Here is a 15,362-nt window from a genome sequence, read left to right as displayed (position 1 = left end):
TTTTGTGGAATGAATTTTTTAAGTGTGAGTTTATAGATCAGTGATTAGAAAAATAGTGGTACAATATAGGAAGGATACGAGAAGAGAGGATGAACATTAACATATGTACGTTACTGTAACAGAAGCAGCATATAAAAAGATTATGGATACGATTCCAAATGAAGCGAAATATATAAAGTTATTTTACGATAATGAAGGTTGCGGTTGTGTAATGAGCGGAATTATCGATTTAGTAGCTGTAGCAGAAAAAGATGAGCGCGATGTGGATATTGAATCAAGCCAGTTTAGCTTTATTGCAGATCGCACAAAGCTTGTATTTATGGATGATAAGTTAACAGTTGATTGGCATGAAGGTGGAGGAACTTTTCAACTGAAGAGCCCGAGCCAGTTTTATAATCCAAATATGAAGTTACATGTGCGAGTGTAGTAAAGGAAAGGTGGTTCCAAAATGTATTTTGGAACCACCTTTCCTATTGTATAAGTCGCTATTATTGCCGTTTTTTGTTGATAAGTCGATATATTTAAAAAATCGCTGATATAATTCGAGTTGCGCTGATATATTCAGAAAATCGCCGATATAATTTCATGTACCAAAACTCTCCAGACAATACGAAGATTTTTTCACATAATGAAATGTACATGTGATTGAATTTTCTGTATAATCTTATTTGCGGAGGGGATACGCATGAGAAGATGGGGGATTGAGTTTTTAATTTTAACAGTCGTTATTATTTGGGGGATTAATTTTACGATTGCGAAATATGGGCTTTTAGAATTTACAGCAATTGAGTTTACTGCACTTCGGATGATATCGGCGGCACCGCTTATGTTACTCCTTGCATTTTTTATTGAAAAGTCGGTTTGTATGGAACGAAAGGATATACCTAGATTAATCATCGTTAGCGTTGTAGGTATTGTACTGTATCAAACATTATTTATGGAAACTGTCAAATATACATCCGCTACAAATGCCTCTTTACTCATTTCTATTTCACCTATTTTTACAACTGTATTTACGATTTTTTTGAAACAAGAAAAGTTTTCTTCTCGAAAGCTCATCGGTTCTATCATTGCCTTTGGTGGTGCCGCATTAGTTTTAGTAGCAGGGCATTCGCTTTCTAGTTCTTTTTACGGGAATGGAATTGGACTTATTACATCAATATGCTGGGGGCTTTATCCTGTTTTAGCAGGTCCATTAATTAAAAAATATTCAGCACTACGTGTTACCGCATGGTCAGCATTAGTTGGGGCGATTCCACTTTTATTGTTAAGTGGACCACATGTATTTATAATGCCATTTCACATTACACACGGAATGACACTATTCGCTTTACTATATTCTATTTTCTTTGTAACAGTATTTGGTTTAGTAATGTGGTATGTTGGTATTCAAAAAATTGGCGCGTCACATACGATGGTATATATGTATATAACGCCGCTTGTAGCTGTTTTATTTGCTGCTATATGGGCAAATGAATATGTATCGTTTCAACAAATAATCGGTGGAATTATCATTTTCGTCGGTCTATGGTTTGTGAAATCGGAGAAAGTAAAAGTACATTCTATTGCAGGGGAACCTATATCAAAATAGGAAAACAGATCACCTATGATCTGCTTTCCTATTTTTTTATTTTTGGTAAGAAGACGAGAAATAAGATAGCAGTAATAAGTGGGATTAAGTTTAAAAATGGAATACGGAAGAGTGTGATAAGAATAATACCTGGAAGAAGAACACCGAGGACAGCGTAGAAAATACTATGATTTTTCGTGTACCAATACAATGAAAGTCCAATAAGTGCAGGGATAATGAGGTGAATGAGAGCCATTAAAAAATAAATCATTAGACGCCCCCTTTATTTGTGTGCTTATTACATCATATCCGTATGTTCATAGATTGATATCATTTTTTTCATAAATGGACGAAAAATGTTTGGAAAAACGTCACAAATTATGAGAATATGATGTTTGAAATCTTGTATAATATTATTTCCTGAAAACATTTAAACAACATAAACACACTGTTTATGTTGTTTTTAATTTGAGTGAAATGAATTTTAAGTAGTATGAACTCGAAAGAAATGAGTTATACAGCTTTTGTTGGATAGATGAAAATTACTGAAGAGGAGAACAGCATGATTAGTATGTCATTAAGGTCGTTTAAAATTCAATCGTATTATTTACTAGGTTTTCTTTTACTAGGCTGGATGTTAACACCGTTTTCAGCACACTTTTTAGGCGCTGGAATTGGACTGATTGTAAGTATGTATTGCGTTTGGCTTTTAGGGAGACGAATTGAGAAGCTTGGAGATAGTATCGTAAAGAAAACGAAAGCACCGACGCTCGGTATGTTTAATCGTTTTGCAGCTGCTATTTTGGGTGCTATTATTATGTACGAAATTGAGCACCACATGGTTATGTGGGCATTTGCAGTAGGGATTCTGGGTGGCTATTTCTTAATCGTTGTGAATTTAGGCTACTATAGTATGAAAGATGAGGAAGAATTAACGAAGAGTTAAAAAGATAAAAGACTTCTTTTTTTAGATAGAATAGATGATCCAGCCACGGATAGAAGCGGTCAGGGCCTTTTTTAGCTCCATGCGATGTGAAACCAGAGAGATGTAACGAGTAGGGATAAAGTTTATATATTCCAAGCCGTAATTTGTCTATGTGAAAATGGGTTTACTCTTGGATAAGTGATTCAGTGATGGGCAGTACAACAGGAAGCAAAAGTTTGCACAAAATACAGGTTTCTGCTTCCAATAAGTTAATATGAGATCAAGTATTAGTATGACCCTTATGTTCTTTAAAAAAGGTGGATATAATACAACAAACTATTCCGATAATTAGAATAATGTATTTTATCGTTTCACTTGTATGCTGAAATAAATTAACGTTAAGCATCACAAGTCCCCAAAATAATTGAATTGCTCCATAGCTGAATAAGATTTTTCCTGTACGAGAAAAATTTTTCATAAGTCTCCCCCTTTCCTGTATATGTAAATTGTATCATGGAAAACTAAAAATGAATGATTATAAAATGAATTTTCTGTAATTTTATGATTTAAGCCATAGATGAAGAGATAAGATATAGAAAGAAGCTTACGTAAAAAAACGTAAGCTTCTTTTTTTATGTAAGTGTGTGTAACCGTAAAGCCGCATTGGGTTTTGTCGGTGAGTACGCGAAACTTTACGGTTACACGACACTTATTCATATGAGTAAAAAGGGTTATTCCAACAGAAATTTTGTACTTAAGCGATTGGACCGCCTAAGTTAATAATATTTTCAGAAACGCTGTCGAACTTTTTGAAGTTCTCTTTGAATTCGCTCGCAAGCTCGATTGCTTTTGCTTTGTAAGCAGCTTTATCAGCCCAAGTTTGTTCAGGCATTAACACTTCGTCAGGTACACCTGGTACGTGAAGTGGAACTTCAAGACCGAAGATGTCATGTTTAGCTGTTTCTGTTTTCGCAAGTTCGCCGCTTAATGCAGCTTGAATCATTGCACGAGTGTAACCTAAGTTCATACGTTTACCAACGCCGTATTCGCCACCAGTCCAGCCAGTGTTTACTAAGAATACTTTCGCATCGTGTTTCTCGATTTTTTCACCAAGCATTTCAGCATAGCGAGATGCATCAAGTGGTAAGAATGGTGAACCGAAGCAAGTTGAGAATGTTGCTTGCGGAGATGTAACACCGCGCTCTGTTCCTGCTAGTTTACTAGTGTAACCACTTAAGAAATGATACATAGCTTGTTCTTTTGATAACTTACTGATTGGAGGCAATACGCCAGATGCATCAGCAGTTAAGAAAATGATTGTATTTGGGTGTCCAGCAACACTTGGCAGTACGATATTGTCGATCGCATGCATAGGGTATGCAGCACGAGTATTTTCTGTTAAAGTAGTATCGTTGTAGTCTGCGATACGCGTTTGATCATTAATGATAACGTTTTCTAAAACAGATCCAAATTTGATTGCATCGAAAATTTGTGGTTCTTTCTCGTGAGAAAGGTTTACACATTTTGCGTAGCAACCGCCTTCAATATTGAATACACCGTTATCAGACCAACCATGCTCATCATCACCGATTAATTTACGGTTTGGATCAGCAGATAATGTTGTTTTACCTGTTCCAGATAAACCGAAGAATAGTGCTACGTCGCCTTCTTCACCTACGTTTGCAGAGCAATGCATAGAAAGAATATCTTGTTCAGGTAGTAAGAAGTTCATAATAGAGAAGATTGATTTTTTCATTTCTCCAGCGTATTCTGTACCACCAATTAGTACGATACGTTTTTCGAATGAAACCATAATGAATGCTTCAGAGTTTGTACCGTCAACAGCTGGATCAGCTTTGAAATTCGGTGCAGAAACAATTGTGAACTCTGATTCATGAGTTGTTAATTCTTCTTCAGTTGGACGAATGAATAATTGATGTACAAATAAATTGTGCCATGCATATTCGTTAATAACTTGAATTGGTAGGCGGTAATTGCGGTCAGCGCCAGCAAATCCATTGAAGACGAATAACTCTTCTTTTTCTTTTAAGTATTCTAAAACTTTAGTATATAATTTATTAAAATGTTCTTCAGAAATCGGTTGATTCACTGCTCCCCAAGCAATTTTGTCAGCAACCGATGCTTCTTTCACAATAAATTTATCTTTAGGAGAACGTCCTGTATATTTTCCTGTTGAAGCAGAAACGGCACCAGTAGAAGTTAATTTCCCTTCATTTCGCATTAATACTTTTTCCACTAATTGCGGAACACTTAGTTGAATCTGTGCATTGCTTCCGTTCAATAATTCGTGTAAACCAATTTGGACATTCACAGTACTCATATTTATATACCATCCTTTTCATTTAATGAAATATTTCTCGTAATCCCCAACAAGAGTATAACACAATTATATAAATAATGTATACTATTTATTTCTTTTTGTTTGTGTGAATGCATTATTTCCTTATTAATATTTCATTTTAGGCGTATTGAGAAAAACTTTCAGGAAAATGTGAATATTAATTGACAAATGAATATCATTTCTTTAGTATAGGTTGGGACGGATACTCTCTTATCCCGAGCTGGCGGAGGGACAGGCCCGATGAAGCCCAGCAACCTCACTTGTAGTGGTAAATACAGGTGAATAGGTGCTAAAACCTGTGCGAGGCTACAGGTCTCGAACGATAAGAGCGAAGGGCAAAAAGCAGTATGCAAGTAGCAAATTAAACCTTTCCTCTATGTAAAGTGGGAAAGGTTTTTCTGTATGCTTGTGGGAGAATAAATGTATGTCGCAATTTGTGGCAAATTAAGGATGAGTTCCGTACAATATATACAATTACTGTAGGGAGGTTTACCACATGACAAAAAAACGTCATCTGTTCACATCTGAGTCTGTAACTGAAGGACATCCAGATAAAATTTGTGACCAAATTTCTGATTCAATTTTAGATGCGATCTTATCAAAAGACGCAAATGCACGTGTAGCTTGTGAAACAACTGTAACAACTGGTTTAGTATTGGTAGCGGGGGAAATTACGACTTCTACTTACGTAGATATTCCAAAAATCGTTCGTGAAACAATTCAAGGCATTGGTTACACACGCGCAAAATACGGATTCGATGCAGAAACTTGTGCAGTTTTAACATCTATCGATGAGCAATCTGCTGACATCGCTATGGGTGTTGACCAAGCGCTAGAAGCACGCGAAGGTCAAATGACTGACGCTGAGATTGAGGCAATTGGTGCAGGAGACCAAGGTTTAATGTTTGGTTTCGCATGTAATGAGACACAAGAGTTAATGCCACTTCCAATCTCGCTTGCTCACAAATTAGCTCGCCGTTTAACTGAAGTACGTAAAGATGATACATTATCATACTTACGTCCGGATGGAAAAACGCAAGTTACAGTTGAGTATGATGAAAATGGTAAACCTGTACGTGTAGATACAATCGTAATTTCTACACAGCATCATCCAGATGTTACATGGGAAGAAATCGATCGCGATTTAAAAGAGCATGTAATTAAAGCTGTAGTTCCAGCAGAATTAATGGATGGAGAAACGAAATTCTTCATTAACCCAACTGGCCGCTTCGTAATTGGTGGACCACAAGGTGATGCTGGTTTAACAGGACGTAAAATCATCGTTGATACTTACGGTGGATACGCTCGCCACGGTGGCGGTGCATTCTCTGGTAAAGATGCAACGAAAGTTGACCGTTCAGCAGCATATGCAGCTCGTTATGTTGCGAAAAACATCGTAGCAGCTGGTCTTGCTGACAAAGCAGAAGTACAACTTGCATACGCAATCGGTGTAGCACAACCAGTATCAATTTCAGTTGATACGTTCGGCACTGGTAAAGTATCTGAAGACGTACTAGTAGAACTAGTTCGTAACAACTTCGATCTTCGCCCAGCTGGTATTATTAAAATGCTAGACTTACGTCGCCCAATTTACAAACAAACAGCAGCTTACGGCCACTTCGGACGTACTGATGTAGATCTAACATGGGAACGTACAGACAAAGCTGCAGCTTTAAAAGAGCAAGCTGGTCTATAATATATGAAAAAAAGCTTTGCGCCGTGAGCGCAAAGCTTTTTTATTTTGTTTTATTTACTACTTGGATGCAAGAACCACAATAAACTTCGCCGTCTAGCTCAATATACTTTTTCATATTAGTCATACCACTTGCCGGAAAAGGCATATGAACCCATGCCTTTTCATACGTTTGTATTTCTTTCCCGCAGGATTTACAAAAGATTGGTTTCTTCTTGAACATATGTAATCAACCTTTCATTTGACGTGCTTTACCCGCGCAAAAGGCACTGCTTAGTAAAAATAGTGTTGCGAATATAATACTTACTAATGTAGCGTATGGAATTGCGCCTTTTAGAGAAAAGCCGACAGTAATGGAAGCGACGAATAAGAGGATGAATGTTGTTGTTAGTTTTTTATAAAGTTCCATAATGAGTGAACCTCCAAATTATTTTGTAATTTAAAATGAAATCTACTATGTGGAAAATATAAGGGGATTTAAAGAGTAGCTAATGATGTGTAGTCTAGGAGTATAAGAAAGTATATTTTCCTTTTTGTGGTTGTATATACTTATATTGTATCATGGTGTATTAGCGGCTTCATACATAATTGTGTAAAGATAGGTATGATAAAATGAAGAAAAGCCTTTAGGAAAGGAAAGATATAAAATGAGCGTAACCGAACATAAAAAACAAGCTCCAAAAGAAGTGCGCTGCAAGATTGTGACGATTTCCGATACACGTACGGGAGAGACAGATAAGAGCGGGCAGCTATTACATGAATTGTTAAAAGAAGCAGGGCATACAGTGACCTCTTATGAAATTGTAAAAGATGATAAAGAAAGTATTCAGCAAGCAGTGTTAGCTGGTTATCATAGGGAAGATGTTGATGTCGTTTTAACAAATGGCGGTACTGGTATTACGAAGCGTGATGTAACGATTGAAGCAGTATCAGCGTTATTAGATAAAGAGATTGTCGGGTTTGGTGAGTTGTTTCGTATGATTAGTTATTTAGAAGATATCGGAAGCAGCGCGATGTTAAGTAGAGCAATCGGCGGTACAATTGGGCGCAAAGTTGTCTTTTCCATGCCAGGGTCTAGCGGAGCAGTTCGTCTTGCGATGAATAAATTGATTTTACCGGAATTAGGTCATATTACATTTGAGCTGCATCGCCAATGAGTAAGTATGCTGGAATTGTATTGGCAGGCGGTATGTCGAGTCGATTCGGTGAGCCGAAAGCATTAGCGAGCTGGCAAGGTAGTACTTTTATAGAGCATATTTTGAAAGTGATGACGACTGCGTTGCAAGAGGTTGTAGTCATTAGTCATTCTGATATAAAAGAGCGAGTAGAGGAACTTGTACAAGTTCCTGTTATAGAAGATATTCCGCATTATAAAGGAAATGGACCACTTGCTGGAATTGTATCAGGAATGGAATATATAGAAGCAGATTGGTATGCTATTATGCCTTGCGATGCGCCAAATGTTTCGCAAGAATGGTTTACCATTTTACTAGAGCAAACGAGTAATGAATATGATGCAGTTGTCCCTATTATTAATGGAAGGAAACAACCGTTACTTGCAGCGTATCATAACCGCGTGAAAGAAAAGATTTATGCTTTGCTTCAGGAAGAAAAAAGAAGTATGAGTCAGCTTTTATCACAATGTAATGTGAAATATATTGTTGGTGAAAATGTACAAGCGCATGCGGATTGGTTTATAAATGTGAATACGAAAGAAGAATATATGCAGGCTCAAAAAGACCTTTCAAATGAATGAAAGGTTTTTTGATATACAGAAATTGGGGAACAATTACTGTATAAAGATATGTGAGTAAGTTGATTTTAAGGGGAATTCTTAAAATCACTATACAGTTAAAATATTGTATAACCATATATTAATTTTTATGGGTTTTTATTACAAGTCTGTTTATTTGTGTTTATTTTTGTTATAATGAATATAGAAATAAAGTGATACTTCACCTTGTGTATCATTTATTTAAGTAAAGTTTACAACTGTGTAAGAAACTCCCTTCGTTTTTTGAAGGGAGCTTTTCTATTTAAGCAAGCAACTCTGATGCGTTATGCTGAAGGACCGTTTCATATTGGTCAAGTAAGCCACGAAAGATCTCATCCCAGCTTTTTGATTTAGCATAAGACGAAGCTGCTATGCCCATTTGTGTAAGTTGCTCTTCATTTTGCAATAAAGAATGGATGGATGATAGAAATGCGTCCTCATTTTTGGGCGGACAAAGAACTCCCGTTTTTCCATCTGTAATAATATTTTTAACCCCGCCACTATTTGCACCAATGACAGGTGTACCACATGCAAGTGATTCGAGTACGACATTTCCGAACGTTTCAGTAGCGGATGGAAATACCATGATGTTAGAACAAGCATATGCTTCAGCTAAATCCTTCCCTTGTAAATATCCAGTAAAAGTAATATGTGCACGCGGGACAGCTTCACGCAAATTTGTTGCTAGCGGACCGTCTCCTGCGATGAGCCAATGAACGTCGTTTCGAGTATGAGTCGTTTTCAAGATAAGGTGTTGCAACGTATCAATATCTTTTTCAGGGGCAATCCGTCCAACATAGGAAAGGACATACTTCGCTGTAATATTATATTTTTTTCGGAATAGGTCTGTATTGTAAGATGGATGAAAGAGTGTGCAATCTACACCACGTCCCCATATGGAGAGGGCCTGAAAGCCTTTATTTTTTAGTTGGTGTAACGTTTCAAAGGAAGGAACGAAATTTTTTTGCATATGACTATGAAACCATTTTAAATAGTTCCAAAGCATATTAGAGAGAAATTCAATTTTATAATAGCGTAAATAAGCATCGAAATCAGTATGATAAGAACCGACAACTGGGATGTTTAATTTTTTTGCATAATACAATCCACAAAGTCCCATATTGAAAGGTGTAGCAATGTGAATAATGTCAGGTTTAAAGGAAAGAAGTTCTCGTTTAATGCGCGGAGTAGGAAAAGAAAAGCGGCATTCTGGATATAATATTGTTAATGGGATACTTCTCATCTTGTTCACATTGGCTACGAAATCATCTTCAGCTGTATGCTGAGGGGCGAAAACAGAATAGGCGATCTTTTCTTTCTGAAAGTAACGTGTTAATCGTTCTAACGTTTTCGCAACTCCGTTGACTTGTGGTGTAAAAGTATCGGTAAAAATGGCGACTCTCATCATATCACTCCTTTATGTGAAAAGTGGGATGAATTGATAAAAAGAGATAATGCCAGAGCAAGTGCCGAGGCACATACCGACGAATACATCAGACGGATAGTGAAGCCCTAAATAAATACGAGAAATACCGACGCATAATGCTAACGGTAATAGAAAAACAAATAAGTTTGGATTATAGCAAATAAATGGAATGAAGACAGAGAAAACGGCTGTTGTATGACCAGACGGGAAAGAGTGGTCTTTTAATGGATGGACTGGATATTTCGCATCCTGAATTGTTAAATAAGGGCGTTTTCGCGGATACCATCTTTTTAATATTTGTACAGGAATATGGCTAATTGCTAAAGAAATAGCAGTTGCGATTGCAGCTTGATGCAAAGTCCCTTTTGCAAAAATTAAAAAGAAAAGTGTGAGTGCGATTGAGAAAGTAGCGCCACCGATATGAGTAATATTGCTGAAAAAGATATTTAATGTTTTTTGATCAAAGTATCGGTTAATTCCTTTGAAAATGTAGCATTCTATTTTATACAGTCCACTGACCTTCATGAAAATTCTCCTCCCTCGTTTACATATATATGGAGATATTAGCTTTTATTTTAATAAGATTTTATTGAGGGAGTAATAATGTTTTGTAAAGAAAAAGTTAGTTTTTATATAAAAAGCTGCCACTTTAATGGCAGCTGGAAAAGTTACTTCTGTAATGATTTATAATACTGGCCTTTTTCAACATATTGTGTGCGAATGCGCTCCATGTCTTTACGGTCTTCTTCTGTTAACTCACGAACGACTTTAGCTGGGCGACCGAAAGCTAACGTGTTTGGTGGAATTTTCTTACCTTGTGAAACGAGGCTTCCAGCACCGATAAAGGCTCCTTCGCCAATTTCAGCACCATCTAAAATAATAGATCCCATTCCAATCAAAGCATCTTTTTTAATATGACAACTATGTAAAATAACTTGATGCCCAATGGTCACGTCGTCTTCTAAAATAAGAGGATACTGTGGGCTTTGATGAAGTGTGCATTGGTCTTGTACATTTACTCGGTTTCCAATGATTGTTGGTGACACGTCACCGCGTATGACTGTATTAAACCAAATACTTGATTCTTCACCAATGGAAACGTCGCCTGTAATGGTAACATAATCAGCGATAAAAGCACTACCCGCAATTTTCGGATTTTTTTCTTTGTAAGGGTATATCATGTAAAGCCTTCCTTTCCTAGAGACTAGTTTCAGTGTATCAAATTATGAGAAAGAGTGAAATGGAGGAGAGCCGTATGTGGAATTATGAAGCAGAGGAAGCGAAAGCTGTCGTTGTTATCGTGCACGGCGCAATGGAATATCACGGACGTTATGAAGCGGTTGCGGAAATGTGGAATCATATCGGCTACCACGTCGTGATGGGAGACCTTCCGTCACATGGAACAACTTCAAGAAATAGAGGACATATTGATTCATTTGATGAATACATAGAGGAAGTTAAATTATGGATGAAAGAGGCAAGAAAGTATAGGTTACCTATTTTTATATTCGGTCATAGTATGGGTGGTCTTATTGTCATTCGTATGATGCAAGAAACGAAGAGAGAAGATGTAGACGGTATTATTTTAAGTTCGCCATGTTTAGGCGTAGTAGCTGGACCTTCTGCACCGCTTCAAGTTGCTTCAAAAATATTAAATATTATTGCTCCAAAATTGCAATTTGCAACGAATCTTACAGTGGAAATGTCAACTCGTAATCATGAAGTTCGGGACGCAATGGAGAATGATTCATTGTTCTTGCGCAAAGTATCAGTACGTTGGTATAGTGAATTGATTAAGTCTATCGAAATTGCTCATAAAAAAATAGATGATTTTCCAGATGTTCCGCTCTTGCTAATGCAGGCGTGTGAGGATAAACTTGTAGATAAAACACGTGTCCGCACTTGGTTTGATAATGTTAAAATGAGTGATAAGGCTTTTAAAGAATGGCCGAATTGTTACCATGAGTTATTAAATGAGTATGAGCGTGATGAAATTTTGAATTATATTCAGTCATTTACTGAAATACGCATCAATAACATAATAGAAACAAATAAGTAAATTATTTGTACATTGAATAGAGGAGATGAAGGAAGAAGTGAACGTACCGAGTAATCCCATAACGCTCATGGCGAAAGTATACCGTGATGTGTTTCCGGTTGTACACCATGAGCTAGCGGTGTGGAAAGAGCGTGCCTACCATATTCCGAATGATGAGCTTCATAGTCAGGCAATCGCAAGTATTGAGAATAAAACGTTTCACTGCGAAGGCGGCGGCATTTTAGCTCTATTAGCAAATGAACACCGAGAGGAATGTATTCGTTTTATCGTAGCGTATCAAACGATCAGCGACTATTTAGATAATTTATGTGATCGCAGTACATCACTTGATCCAAATGATTTTGCCGCGCTGCATGAGTCCATGTTAATGGCATTATCACCTGAAGTAGAAGGTGGCGGTAATTATTATCGTTATCGTGATGATCAAGATGATGGTGGTTATTTAGATGAACTTGTTGAAACATGCCAAGATGTTTTAAAGAAAACGAAGCACTATGACAAAATTGCTCCTGTTCTTCATGAACTCGCTTGTTATTATTGTGATTTGCAAATTCATAAACACGTGAAGTTAGAAGAAAGAGAACCACGCTTACAAACATGGTTTGAAGCGCATAAAGAAAACTTACCAGAGATGAGTTGGTTTGAATTTTCAGCATGTGCCGGTTCTACGCTTGGAATCTTCTGCCTTGTAGCATATGCCTTCCATGATGAATTACATGATGAAGATATTGCGAAAATTAGACAAGGATATTTCCCTTACGTACAAGGACTTCACATCTTACTTGATTATTTCATCGATCAAGAAGAAGATCGTATAGGCGGGGATTTGAATTTCTGTAGTTATTACGAAAATGAGCAAGCTATATTAGATCGTATGAAACATTTTGTAGAAGAAGCAGAGAAGAGCATTGGCGATTTACCTCATGCGAAGTTTCATCGTCTTATAAGCCGAGGGTTACTTGGTATTTACTTATCAGACCAAAAAGTATCGGCGCAAAAGAATATGCACAAAATGGCACGGCGCATTGTTAAATACGGAGGCCTCACTTCACGATTCTTCTATTGGAACGGGAAGATGTACCGAAAGAAAATGGCGCAGTGATGAAGAAAACCACTCTTGTAGAGTGGTTTTTTTGTTATAATATGGTAAAGGTGGTGATCGAAGTGAAGCGATTGTTTCAAAAGCTATATGACAATATTGAAGTAACATTACTCGTGCTACTTTCCATTTCATTTATAACTGGAATGTATGTGATGATGAATAAAGCTGGTGGTCCGACAACGATGGATTATGTAGCCCAAGTTATTATTGCATTGATTATTATAGTAGATATTGTCTTTTTAATGAGTGGTAGAAAAAAAGAAAATAGTAAATAAAGAAGCATTTGTACACGAGAGTACAAATGCTTTTTATTTATGATCGTATTTTTGCAAATACATATATGAGAAGTTCAATTGCGAAAATAACTAAAACAGATAGTCCGAATAAAGGCATGACAGCGCCTAGTATAACCATCATGATAAAGAAAAAGGATATGCTTTTCTTATCTCTTTGCTTTGGTGGTGCTGCTAATTTTCCTTTTGGTTTTCTTGCTAACCACATTTTTATTCCGTAATAAATGAGAAGTAATAAAGATAATGTCGTTAGTAAGCATAATATTTTATTTGGCCATCCGAATAAATGTCCTTCGTGAAGCGGGATACCGTAAGTGAACCATTGTGCAAATAACCCATAATCACGATAGTCCGTTTTTGAAATGAGTTCTCCACTATATTGATCAAAGTACGCTGTTATTTCTTCATTTGGTGCCACATCCATGCCCGTAATACCGGAACCACTTGATTTCGAAACGGTGAATACACCTTTCGAATCAGCTGGTAGTGAGATAACATATGGCTTCTTTATTTCAATTCCTTTTTGTAATTCATCGACAGAAATTGCTTTCGGTTCATTTGAATTTGATTCAGGAGGAGCTTCTTTTCTTGTTGCCCATGGCAATTCTTTTACCTTTGATTCAGGCGGTGCCATATACAACTTTGGATATCCAATCGATTCATTCGACGATGCGATTTTATAAATTTGGTTACCCATAAATCCTGACCATGGCAATCCAGATGCGACTAGCAGAACGAGTGGAATTGTAAATATAATACCGATAATAGAATGACGTCGTTTTGCTTTTTCTCGCTTATTGGATGCTGGTGTGTTTTTGAATTGGCGTATACTCATGTACAACCCAGTCACAATTAAGAAGATTGTCCAACATGCCGCAAGTTCTACAGTATAGTTGACGACAGTGCCACCAACTAAAAGGGAGCTATGCAATTCTCGCATTATATTGGCAAACGTTTCACTTGCGTTTTGATCCCCAACAATTTGATTATTGCTATCTAAATACACATATTTTTGTTGCCCAGTATATTCATTTGCAATGGTAAGTCTCGTATTATAATCCCCATTAAACTCACTAATTTTCGCCACACTATAATGTGGATATTTTTTCTCTGTTAAGGAAATAGAATCAGCCATCGAAATAGATTCTGTTTGGGCGCTCTTCCCAAAATATAAATCTTTATAGATGAAATCTTCAACTTCTTCCCGAAATAAATACCCAATTCCGCTCAGTGACAACGTAATAAGAAGCGGCGTAATAAAAAGCCCAGCATAAAAATGCCAACGCCAAAAAATGTAATGAAGCGAACGATTTACTTTCATACTTTCAGTTCCCCTAACCTTCCCTATATGAATAGATTCCTCATTTTAATATAGCGAGATTAAGTGTGGATATTTTGAAGGATTTGTGAAAAAAGTTAAAAGTTTTGGGGATTTTTATCGATGAGATATACAATACGTAACGTTTGCTGTCAGATGCTCTCAATAATTTTCTATGCGCTCTCTTTTTCTATTTATACAAAAAAGAGAAAAAGAAAACGTAAAAAGTGTGTCTCAGGTAATCAGATGCAATCTCTTCAGGTAATCCTTATCCAAAAAAAGACATGCAATATTGCATACTTTTTTTGGTAAGGAAAGTATTTACAAATAATATATTCAAGCGTAGTATTACACCTCGTAGGAGAAACAATAATAGATGAGGAAAACCTATGAAAAAAAGAGGACTTCGTTTATTTTTAGTAGCTGGTCTGGCTTTAGTAGGAATGAGCGCTATCAGTAATAACTATGCTAGTGCGGATGGTCAATATAGTATTGATTATCATAATGAATATCGTTTCTATAGCCCTAATGATCGTACATATTCTGCCCAAAAATGGACTACATCGGCTTATTTAATGGATTGTACAAGCATGAGTGGTATTAGTGAATTTACAGCTTATGCAATGTCAAAGGGAACGGATGTTTCTGGAGGACATTATTATACAGTGAAAAACGGATCAGATATTGCATTATGGAATAAGGCTGTTGAAAACTATGGAAAAGGTGTTTCAGCTTGGATTAATGCTCAAAAATATGCGAATGGATCTGCTTATGGTTCATGGCAGCCTGATAGATAAGAGATGAAATTAAATATAATAAAGAGGTAGTGAATACTATATT

At 36.6% G+C, this 15,362-nt stretch carries 19 protein-coding genes and 1 riboswitch; of the genes, 10 read left to right on the top strand and 9 right to left on the bottom strand.

The features are described from left to right. Positions 1 to 103: 103 nt before the first annotated feature. Positions 104 to 427: an iron-sulfur cluster biosynthesis family protein gene (locus K5S59_RS14225; protein ID WP_000289563.1), complete on the top strand. Its 324-nt coding sequence runs from the start codon at positions 104 to 106 to the stop codon at positions 425 to 427. Between the two features lie 258 nt (positions 428 to 685). Further along, complete coding sequence (locus tag K5S59_RS14220; RefSeq protein ID WP_001255382.1) at positions 686 to 1,591, top strand: DMT family transporter; 906 nt, start codon at positions 686 to 688, stop codon at positions 1,589 to 1,591. Between the two features lie 28 nt (positions 1,592 to 1,619). Here the strand turns inward: K5S59_RS14220 and K5S59_RS14215 are convergent, their stop codons facing one another. After that, the gene (locus K5S59_RS14215) at positions 1,620 to 1,841 is read right to left on the bottom strand and encodes a hypothetical protein (RefSeq protein WP_000639043.1); all 222 of its coding nucleotides are present in this window, start codon (positions 1,839 to 1,841) and stop codon (positions 1,620 to 1,622) included. Between the two features lie 291 nt (positions 1,842 to 2,132). Between K5S59_RS14215 and K5S59_RS14210 the strand changes: the two genes are divergently transcribed. Next, positions 2,133 to 2,516 carry an ATP synthase subunit I gene (locus K5S59_RS14210; protein WP_000624932.1) on the top strand — a complete coding sequence of 128 codons (384 nt, stop codon included), beginning with the start codon at positions 2,133 to 2,135 and terminating at the stop codon, positions 2,514 to 2,516. A 259-nt stretch (positions 2,517 to 2,775) separates the two neighbouring features. On the opposite strand, the gene K5S59_RS14205 is transcribed toward K5S59_RS14210, so the two are convergent. Next, positions 2,776 to 2,973, bottom strand: coding sequence for a hypothetical protein (locus tag K5S59_RS14205; RefSeq protein ID WP_000788111.1), 198 nt, complete (start codon positions 2,971 to 2,973; stop codon positions 2,776 to 2,778). A 276-nt stretch (positions 2,974 to 3,249) separates the two neighbouring features. After that, the gene (gene pckA / locus K5S59_RS14200) at positions 3,250 to 4,836 is read right to left on the bottom strand and encodes a phosphoenolpyruvate carboxykinase (ATP) (RefSeq protein ID WP_000108821.1); all 1,587 of its coding nucleotides are present in this window, start codon (positions 4,834 to 4,836) and stop codon (positions 3,250 to 3,252) included. Between the two features lie 228 nt (positions 4,837 to 5,064). Next, a riboswitch (SAM riboswitch) is annotated at positions 5,065 to 5,186 on the top strand. A 167-nt stretch (positions 5,187 to 5,353) separates the two neighbouring features. Here pckA and metK point away from each other — a divergent pair. After that, on the top strand, positions 5,354 to 6,553 hold the full coding sequence (metK, locus tag K5S59_RS14195; protein WP_000163118.1) for a methionine adenosyltransferase: 1,200 nt from the start codon (positions 5,354 to 5,356) through the stop codon (positions 6,551 to 6,553). 40 nt (positions 6,554 to 6,593) lie between these two features. Here the strand turns inward: metK and K5S59_RS14190 are convergent, their stop codons facing one another. Beyond that, positions 6,594 to 6,773, bottom strand: a complete 180-nt coding sequence (locus tag K5S59_RS14190) for a hypothetical protein (protein WP_097845230.1) — start codon at positions 6,771 to 6,773, stop codon at positions 6,594 to 6,596. Between the two features lie 6 nt (positions 6,774 to 6,779). Further along, positions 6,780 to 6,959: a hypothetical protein gene (locus K5S59_RS14185; RefSeq protein WP_000424805.1), complete on the bottom strand. Its 180-nt coding sequence runs from the start codon at positions 6,957 to 6,959 to the stop codon at positions 6,780 to 6,782. A 238-nt stretch (positions 6,960 to 7,197) separates the two neighbouring features. On the opposite strand from K5S59_RS14185, the gene K5S59_RS14180 reads away from it, so the two are divergent. Both K5S59_RS14180 and K5S59_RS14175 read left to right on the top strand, forming a co-directional pair. Further along, on the top strand, positions 7,198 to 7,707 hold the full coding sequence (locus tag K5S59_RS14180) for a MogA/MoaB family molybdenum cofactor biosynthesis protein (protein WP_000117141.1): 510 nt from the start codon (positions 7,198 to 7,200) through the stop codon (positions 7,705 to 7,707). Next, the gene (locus K5S59_RS14175; RefSeq protein ID WP_000049611.1) at positions 7,704 to 8,306 is read left to right on the top strand and encodes a molybdenum cofactor guanylyltransferase; all 603 of its coding nucleotides are present in this window, start codon (positions 7,704 to 7,706) and stop codon (positions 8,304 to 8,306) included. Before K5S59_RS14180 ends, K5S59_RS14175 begins: the two co-directional genes overlap by 4 nt. Positions 8,307 to 8,586: 280 nt before the next feature. Here the strand turns inward: K5S59_RS14175 and K5S59_RS14170 are convergent, their stop codons facing one another. The 3 genes from K5S59_RS14170 to K5S59_RS14160 form a co-directional block, all read right to left on the bottom strand. After that, positions 8,587 to 9,729, bottom strand: coding sequence for a glycosyltransferase family 4 protein (locus K5S59_RS14170; protein WP_001261608.1), 1,143 nt, complete (start codon positions 9,727 to 9,729; stop codon positions 8,587 to 8,589). Positions 9,730 to 9,741: 12 nt separating this feature from the next. Continuing rightward, positions 9,742 to 10,275 (bottom strand): phosphatase PAP2 family protein, encoded by a 534-nt coding sequence (locus K5S59_RS14165; protein ID WP_000868580.1) that lies wholly within the window; start codon positions 10,273 to 10,275, stop codon positions 9,742 to 9,744. A gap of 143 nt (positions 10,276 to 10,418) precedes the next feature. Continuing rightward, positions 10,419 to 10,931 carry a gamma carbonic anhydrase gene (locus tag K5S59_RS14160; protein ID WP_098259418.1) on the bottom strand — a complete coding sequence of 171 codons (513 nt, stop codon included), beginning with the start codon at positions 10,929 to 10,931 and terminating at the stop codon, positions 10,419 to 10,421. A 74-nt stretch (positions 10,932 to 11,005) separates the two neighbouring features. Here K5S59_RS14160 and K5S59_RS14155 point away from each other — a divergent pair, with 74 nt between their 5' ends. Genes K5S59_RS14155 through K5S59_RS14145 form a run of 3 tightly spaced genes read left to right on the top strand, consistent with a single transcriptional unit; the run spans position 11,006 to position 13,186 of the window. Then, positions 11,006 to 11,809, top strand: a complete 804-nt coding sequence (locus K5S59_RS14155; protein WP_000267432.1) for an alpha/beta hydrolase — start codon at positions 11,006 to 11,008, stop codon at positions 11,807 to 11,809. 37 nt (positions 11,810 to 11,846) lie between these two features. Continuing rightward, positions 11,847 to 12,911: a tetraprenyl-beta-curcumene synthase family protein gene (locus K5S59_RS14150; protein ID WP_001102483.1), complete on the top strand. Its 1,065-nt coding sequence runs from the start codon at positions 11,847 to 11,849 to the stop codon at positions 12,909 to 12,911. 41 nt (positions 12,912 to 12,952) lie between these two features. Next, on the top strand, positions 12,953 to 13,186 hold the full coding sequence (locus K5S59_RS14145) for a hypothetical protein (RefSeq protein ID WP_002073325.1): 234 nt from the start codon (positions 12,953 to 12,955) through the stop codon (positions 13,184 to 13,186). Between the two features lie 37 nt (positions 13,187 to 13,223). On the opposite strand, the gene K5S59_RS14140 is transcribed toward K5S59_RS14145, so the two are convergent. Then, positions 13,224 to 14,525: a PepSY-associated TM helix domain-containing protein gene (locus tag K5S59_RS14140; RefSeq protein WP_098259419.1), complete on the bottom strand. Its 1,302-nt coding sequence runs from the start codon at positions 14,523 to 14,525 to the stop codon at positions 13,224 to 13,226. 386 nt (positions 14,526 to 14,911) lie between these two features. On the opposite strand from K5S59_RS14140, the gene K5S59_RS14135 reads away from it, so the two are divergent. Continuing rightward, positions 14,912 to 15,319, top strand: coding sequence for a hypothetical protein (locus K5S59_RS14135; protein WP_000745697.1), 408 nt, complete (start codon positions 14,912 to 14,914; stop codon positions 15,317 to 15,319). Positions 15,320 to 15,362 lie beyond the last annotated feature (43 nt).

This window comes from Bacillus sp. BML-BC051, assembly GCF_019656175.1.
Taxonomy (GTDB): Bacteria; Bacillota; Bacilli; order Bacillales; family Bacillaceae_G; genus Bacillus_A; species Bacillus_A mobilis.
The sequence above is the reverse complement of the archived record's forward strand: the minus strand, read 5'-3'. Positions and strand labels throughout refer to the sequence as shown.

Excerpts from the sequence above, each read along its gene's own strand:
- K5S59_RS14170 (WP_001261608.1), bottom strand. The coding sequence starts at position 9,729 with ATGAGAGTCGCCATTTTTACCGATACTTTTACACCACAAGTCAACGGA.
- K5S59_RS14145 (WP_002073325.1), top strand. The coding sequence starts at position 12,953 with ATGGTAAAGGTGGTGATCGAAGTGAAGCGATTGTTTCAAAAGCTATAT.
- K5S59_RS14180 (WP_000117141.1), top strand. The coding sequence starts at position 7,198 with ATGAGCGTAACCGAACATAAAAAACAAGCTCCAAAAGAAGTGCGCTGC.
- K5S59_RS14205 (WP_000788111.1), bottom strand. The coding sequence starts at position 2,973 with ATGAAAAATTTTTCTCGTACAGGAAAAATCTTATTCAGCTATGGAGCA.
- K5S59_RS14215 (WP_000639043.1), bottom strand. The coding sequence starts at position 1,841 with ATGATTTATTTTTTAATGGCTCTCATTCACCTCATTATCCCTGCACTT.
- K5S59_RS14220 (WP_001255382.1), top strand. The coding sequence starts at position 686 with ATGAGAAGATGGGGGATTGAGTTTTTAATTTTAACAGTCGTTATTATT.
- K5S59_RS14135 (WP_000745697.1), top strand. The coding sequence starts at position 14,912 with ATGAAAAAAAGAGGACTTCGTTTATTTTTAGTAGCTGGTCTGGCTTTA.
- K5S59_RS14140 (WP_098259419.1), bottom strand. The coding sequence starts at position 14,525 with ATGAAAGTAAATCGTTCGCTTCATTACATTTTTTGGCGTTGGCATTTT.
- K5S59_RS14155 (WP_000267432.1), top strand. The coding sequence starts at position 11,006 with ATGTGGAATTATGAAGCAGAGGAAGCGAAAGCTGTCGTTGTTATCGTG.
- K5S59_RS14165 (WP_000868580.1), bottom strand. The coding sequence starts at position 10,275 with ATGAAGGTCAGTGGACTGTATAAAATAGAATGCTACATTTTCAAAGGA.
- K5S59_RS14160 (WP_098259418.1), bottom strand. The coding sequence starts at position 10,931 with ATGATATACCCTTACAAAGAAAAAAATCCGAAAATTGCGGGTAGTGCT.
- K5S59_RS14175 (WP_000049611.1), top strand. The coding sequence starts at position 7,704 with ATGAGTAAGTATGCTGGAATTGTATTGGCAGGCGGTATGTCGAGTCGA.
- pckA (WP_000108821.1), bottom strand. The coding sequence starts at position 4,836 with ATGAGTACTGTGAATGTCCAAATTGGTTTACACGAATTATTGAACGGA.
- metK (WP_000163118.1), top strand. The coding sequence starts at position 5,354 with ATGACAAAAAAACGTCATCTGTTCACATCTGAGTCTGTAACTGAAGGA.
- K5S59_RS14225 (WP_000289563.1), top strand. The coding sequence starts at position 104 with ATGTACGTTACTGTAACAGAAGCAGCATATAAAAAGATTATGGATACG.
- K5S59_RS14185 (WP_000424805.1), bottom strand. The coding sequence starts at position 6,959 with ATGGAACTTTATAAAAAACTAACAACAACATTCATCCTCTTATTCGTC.
- K5S59_RS14210 (WP_000624932.1), top strand. The coding sequence starts at position 2,133 with ATGATTAGTATGTCATTAAGGTCGTTTAAAATTCAATCGTATTATTTA.
- K5S59_RS14190 (WP_097845230.1), bottom strand. The coding sequence starts at position 6,773 with ATGTTCAAGAAGAAACCAATCTTTTGTAAATCCTGCGGGAAAGAAATA.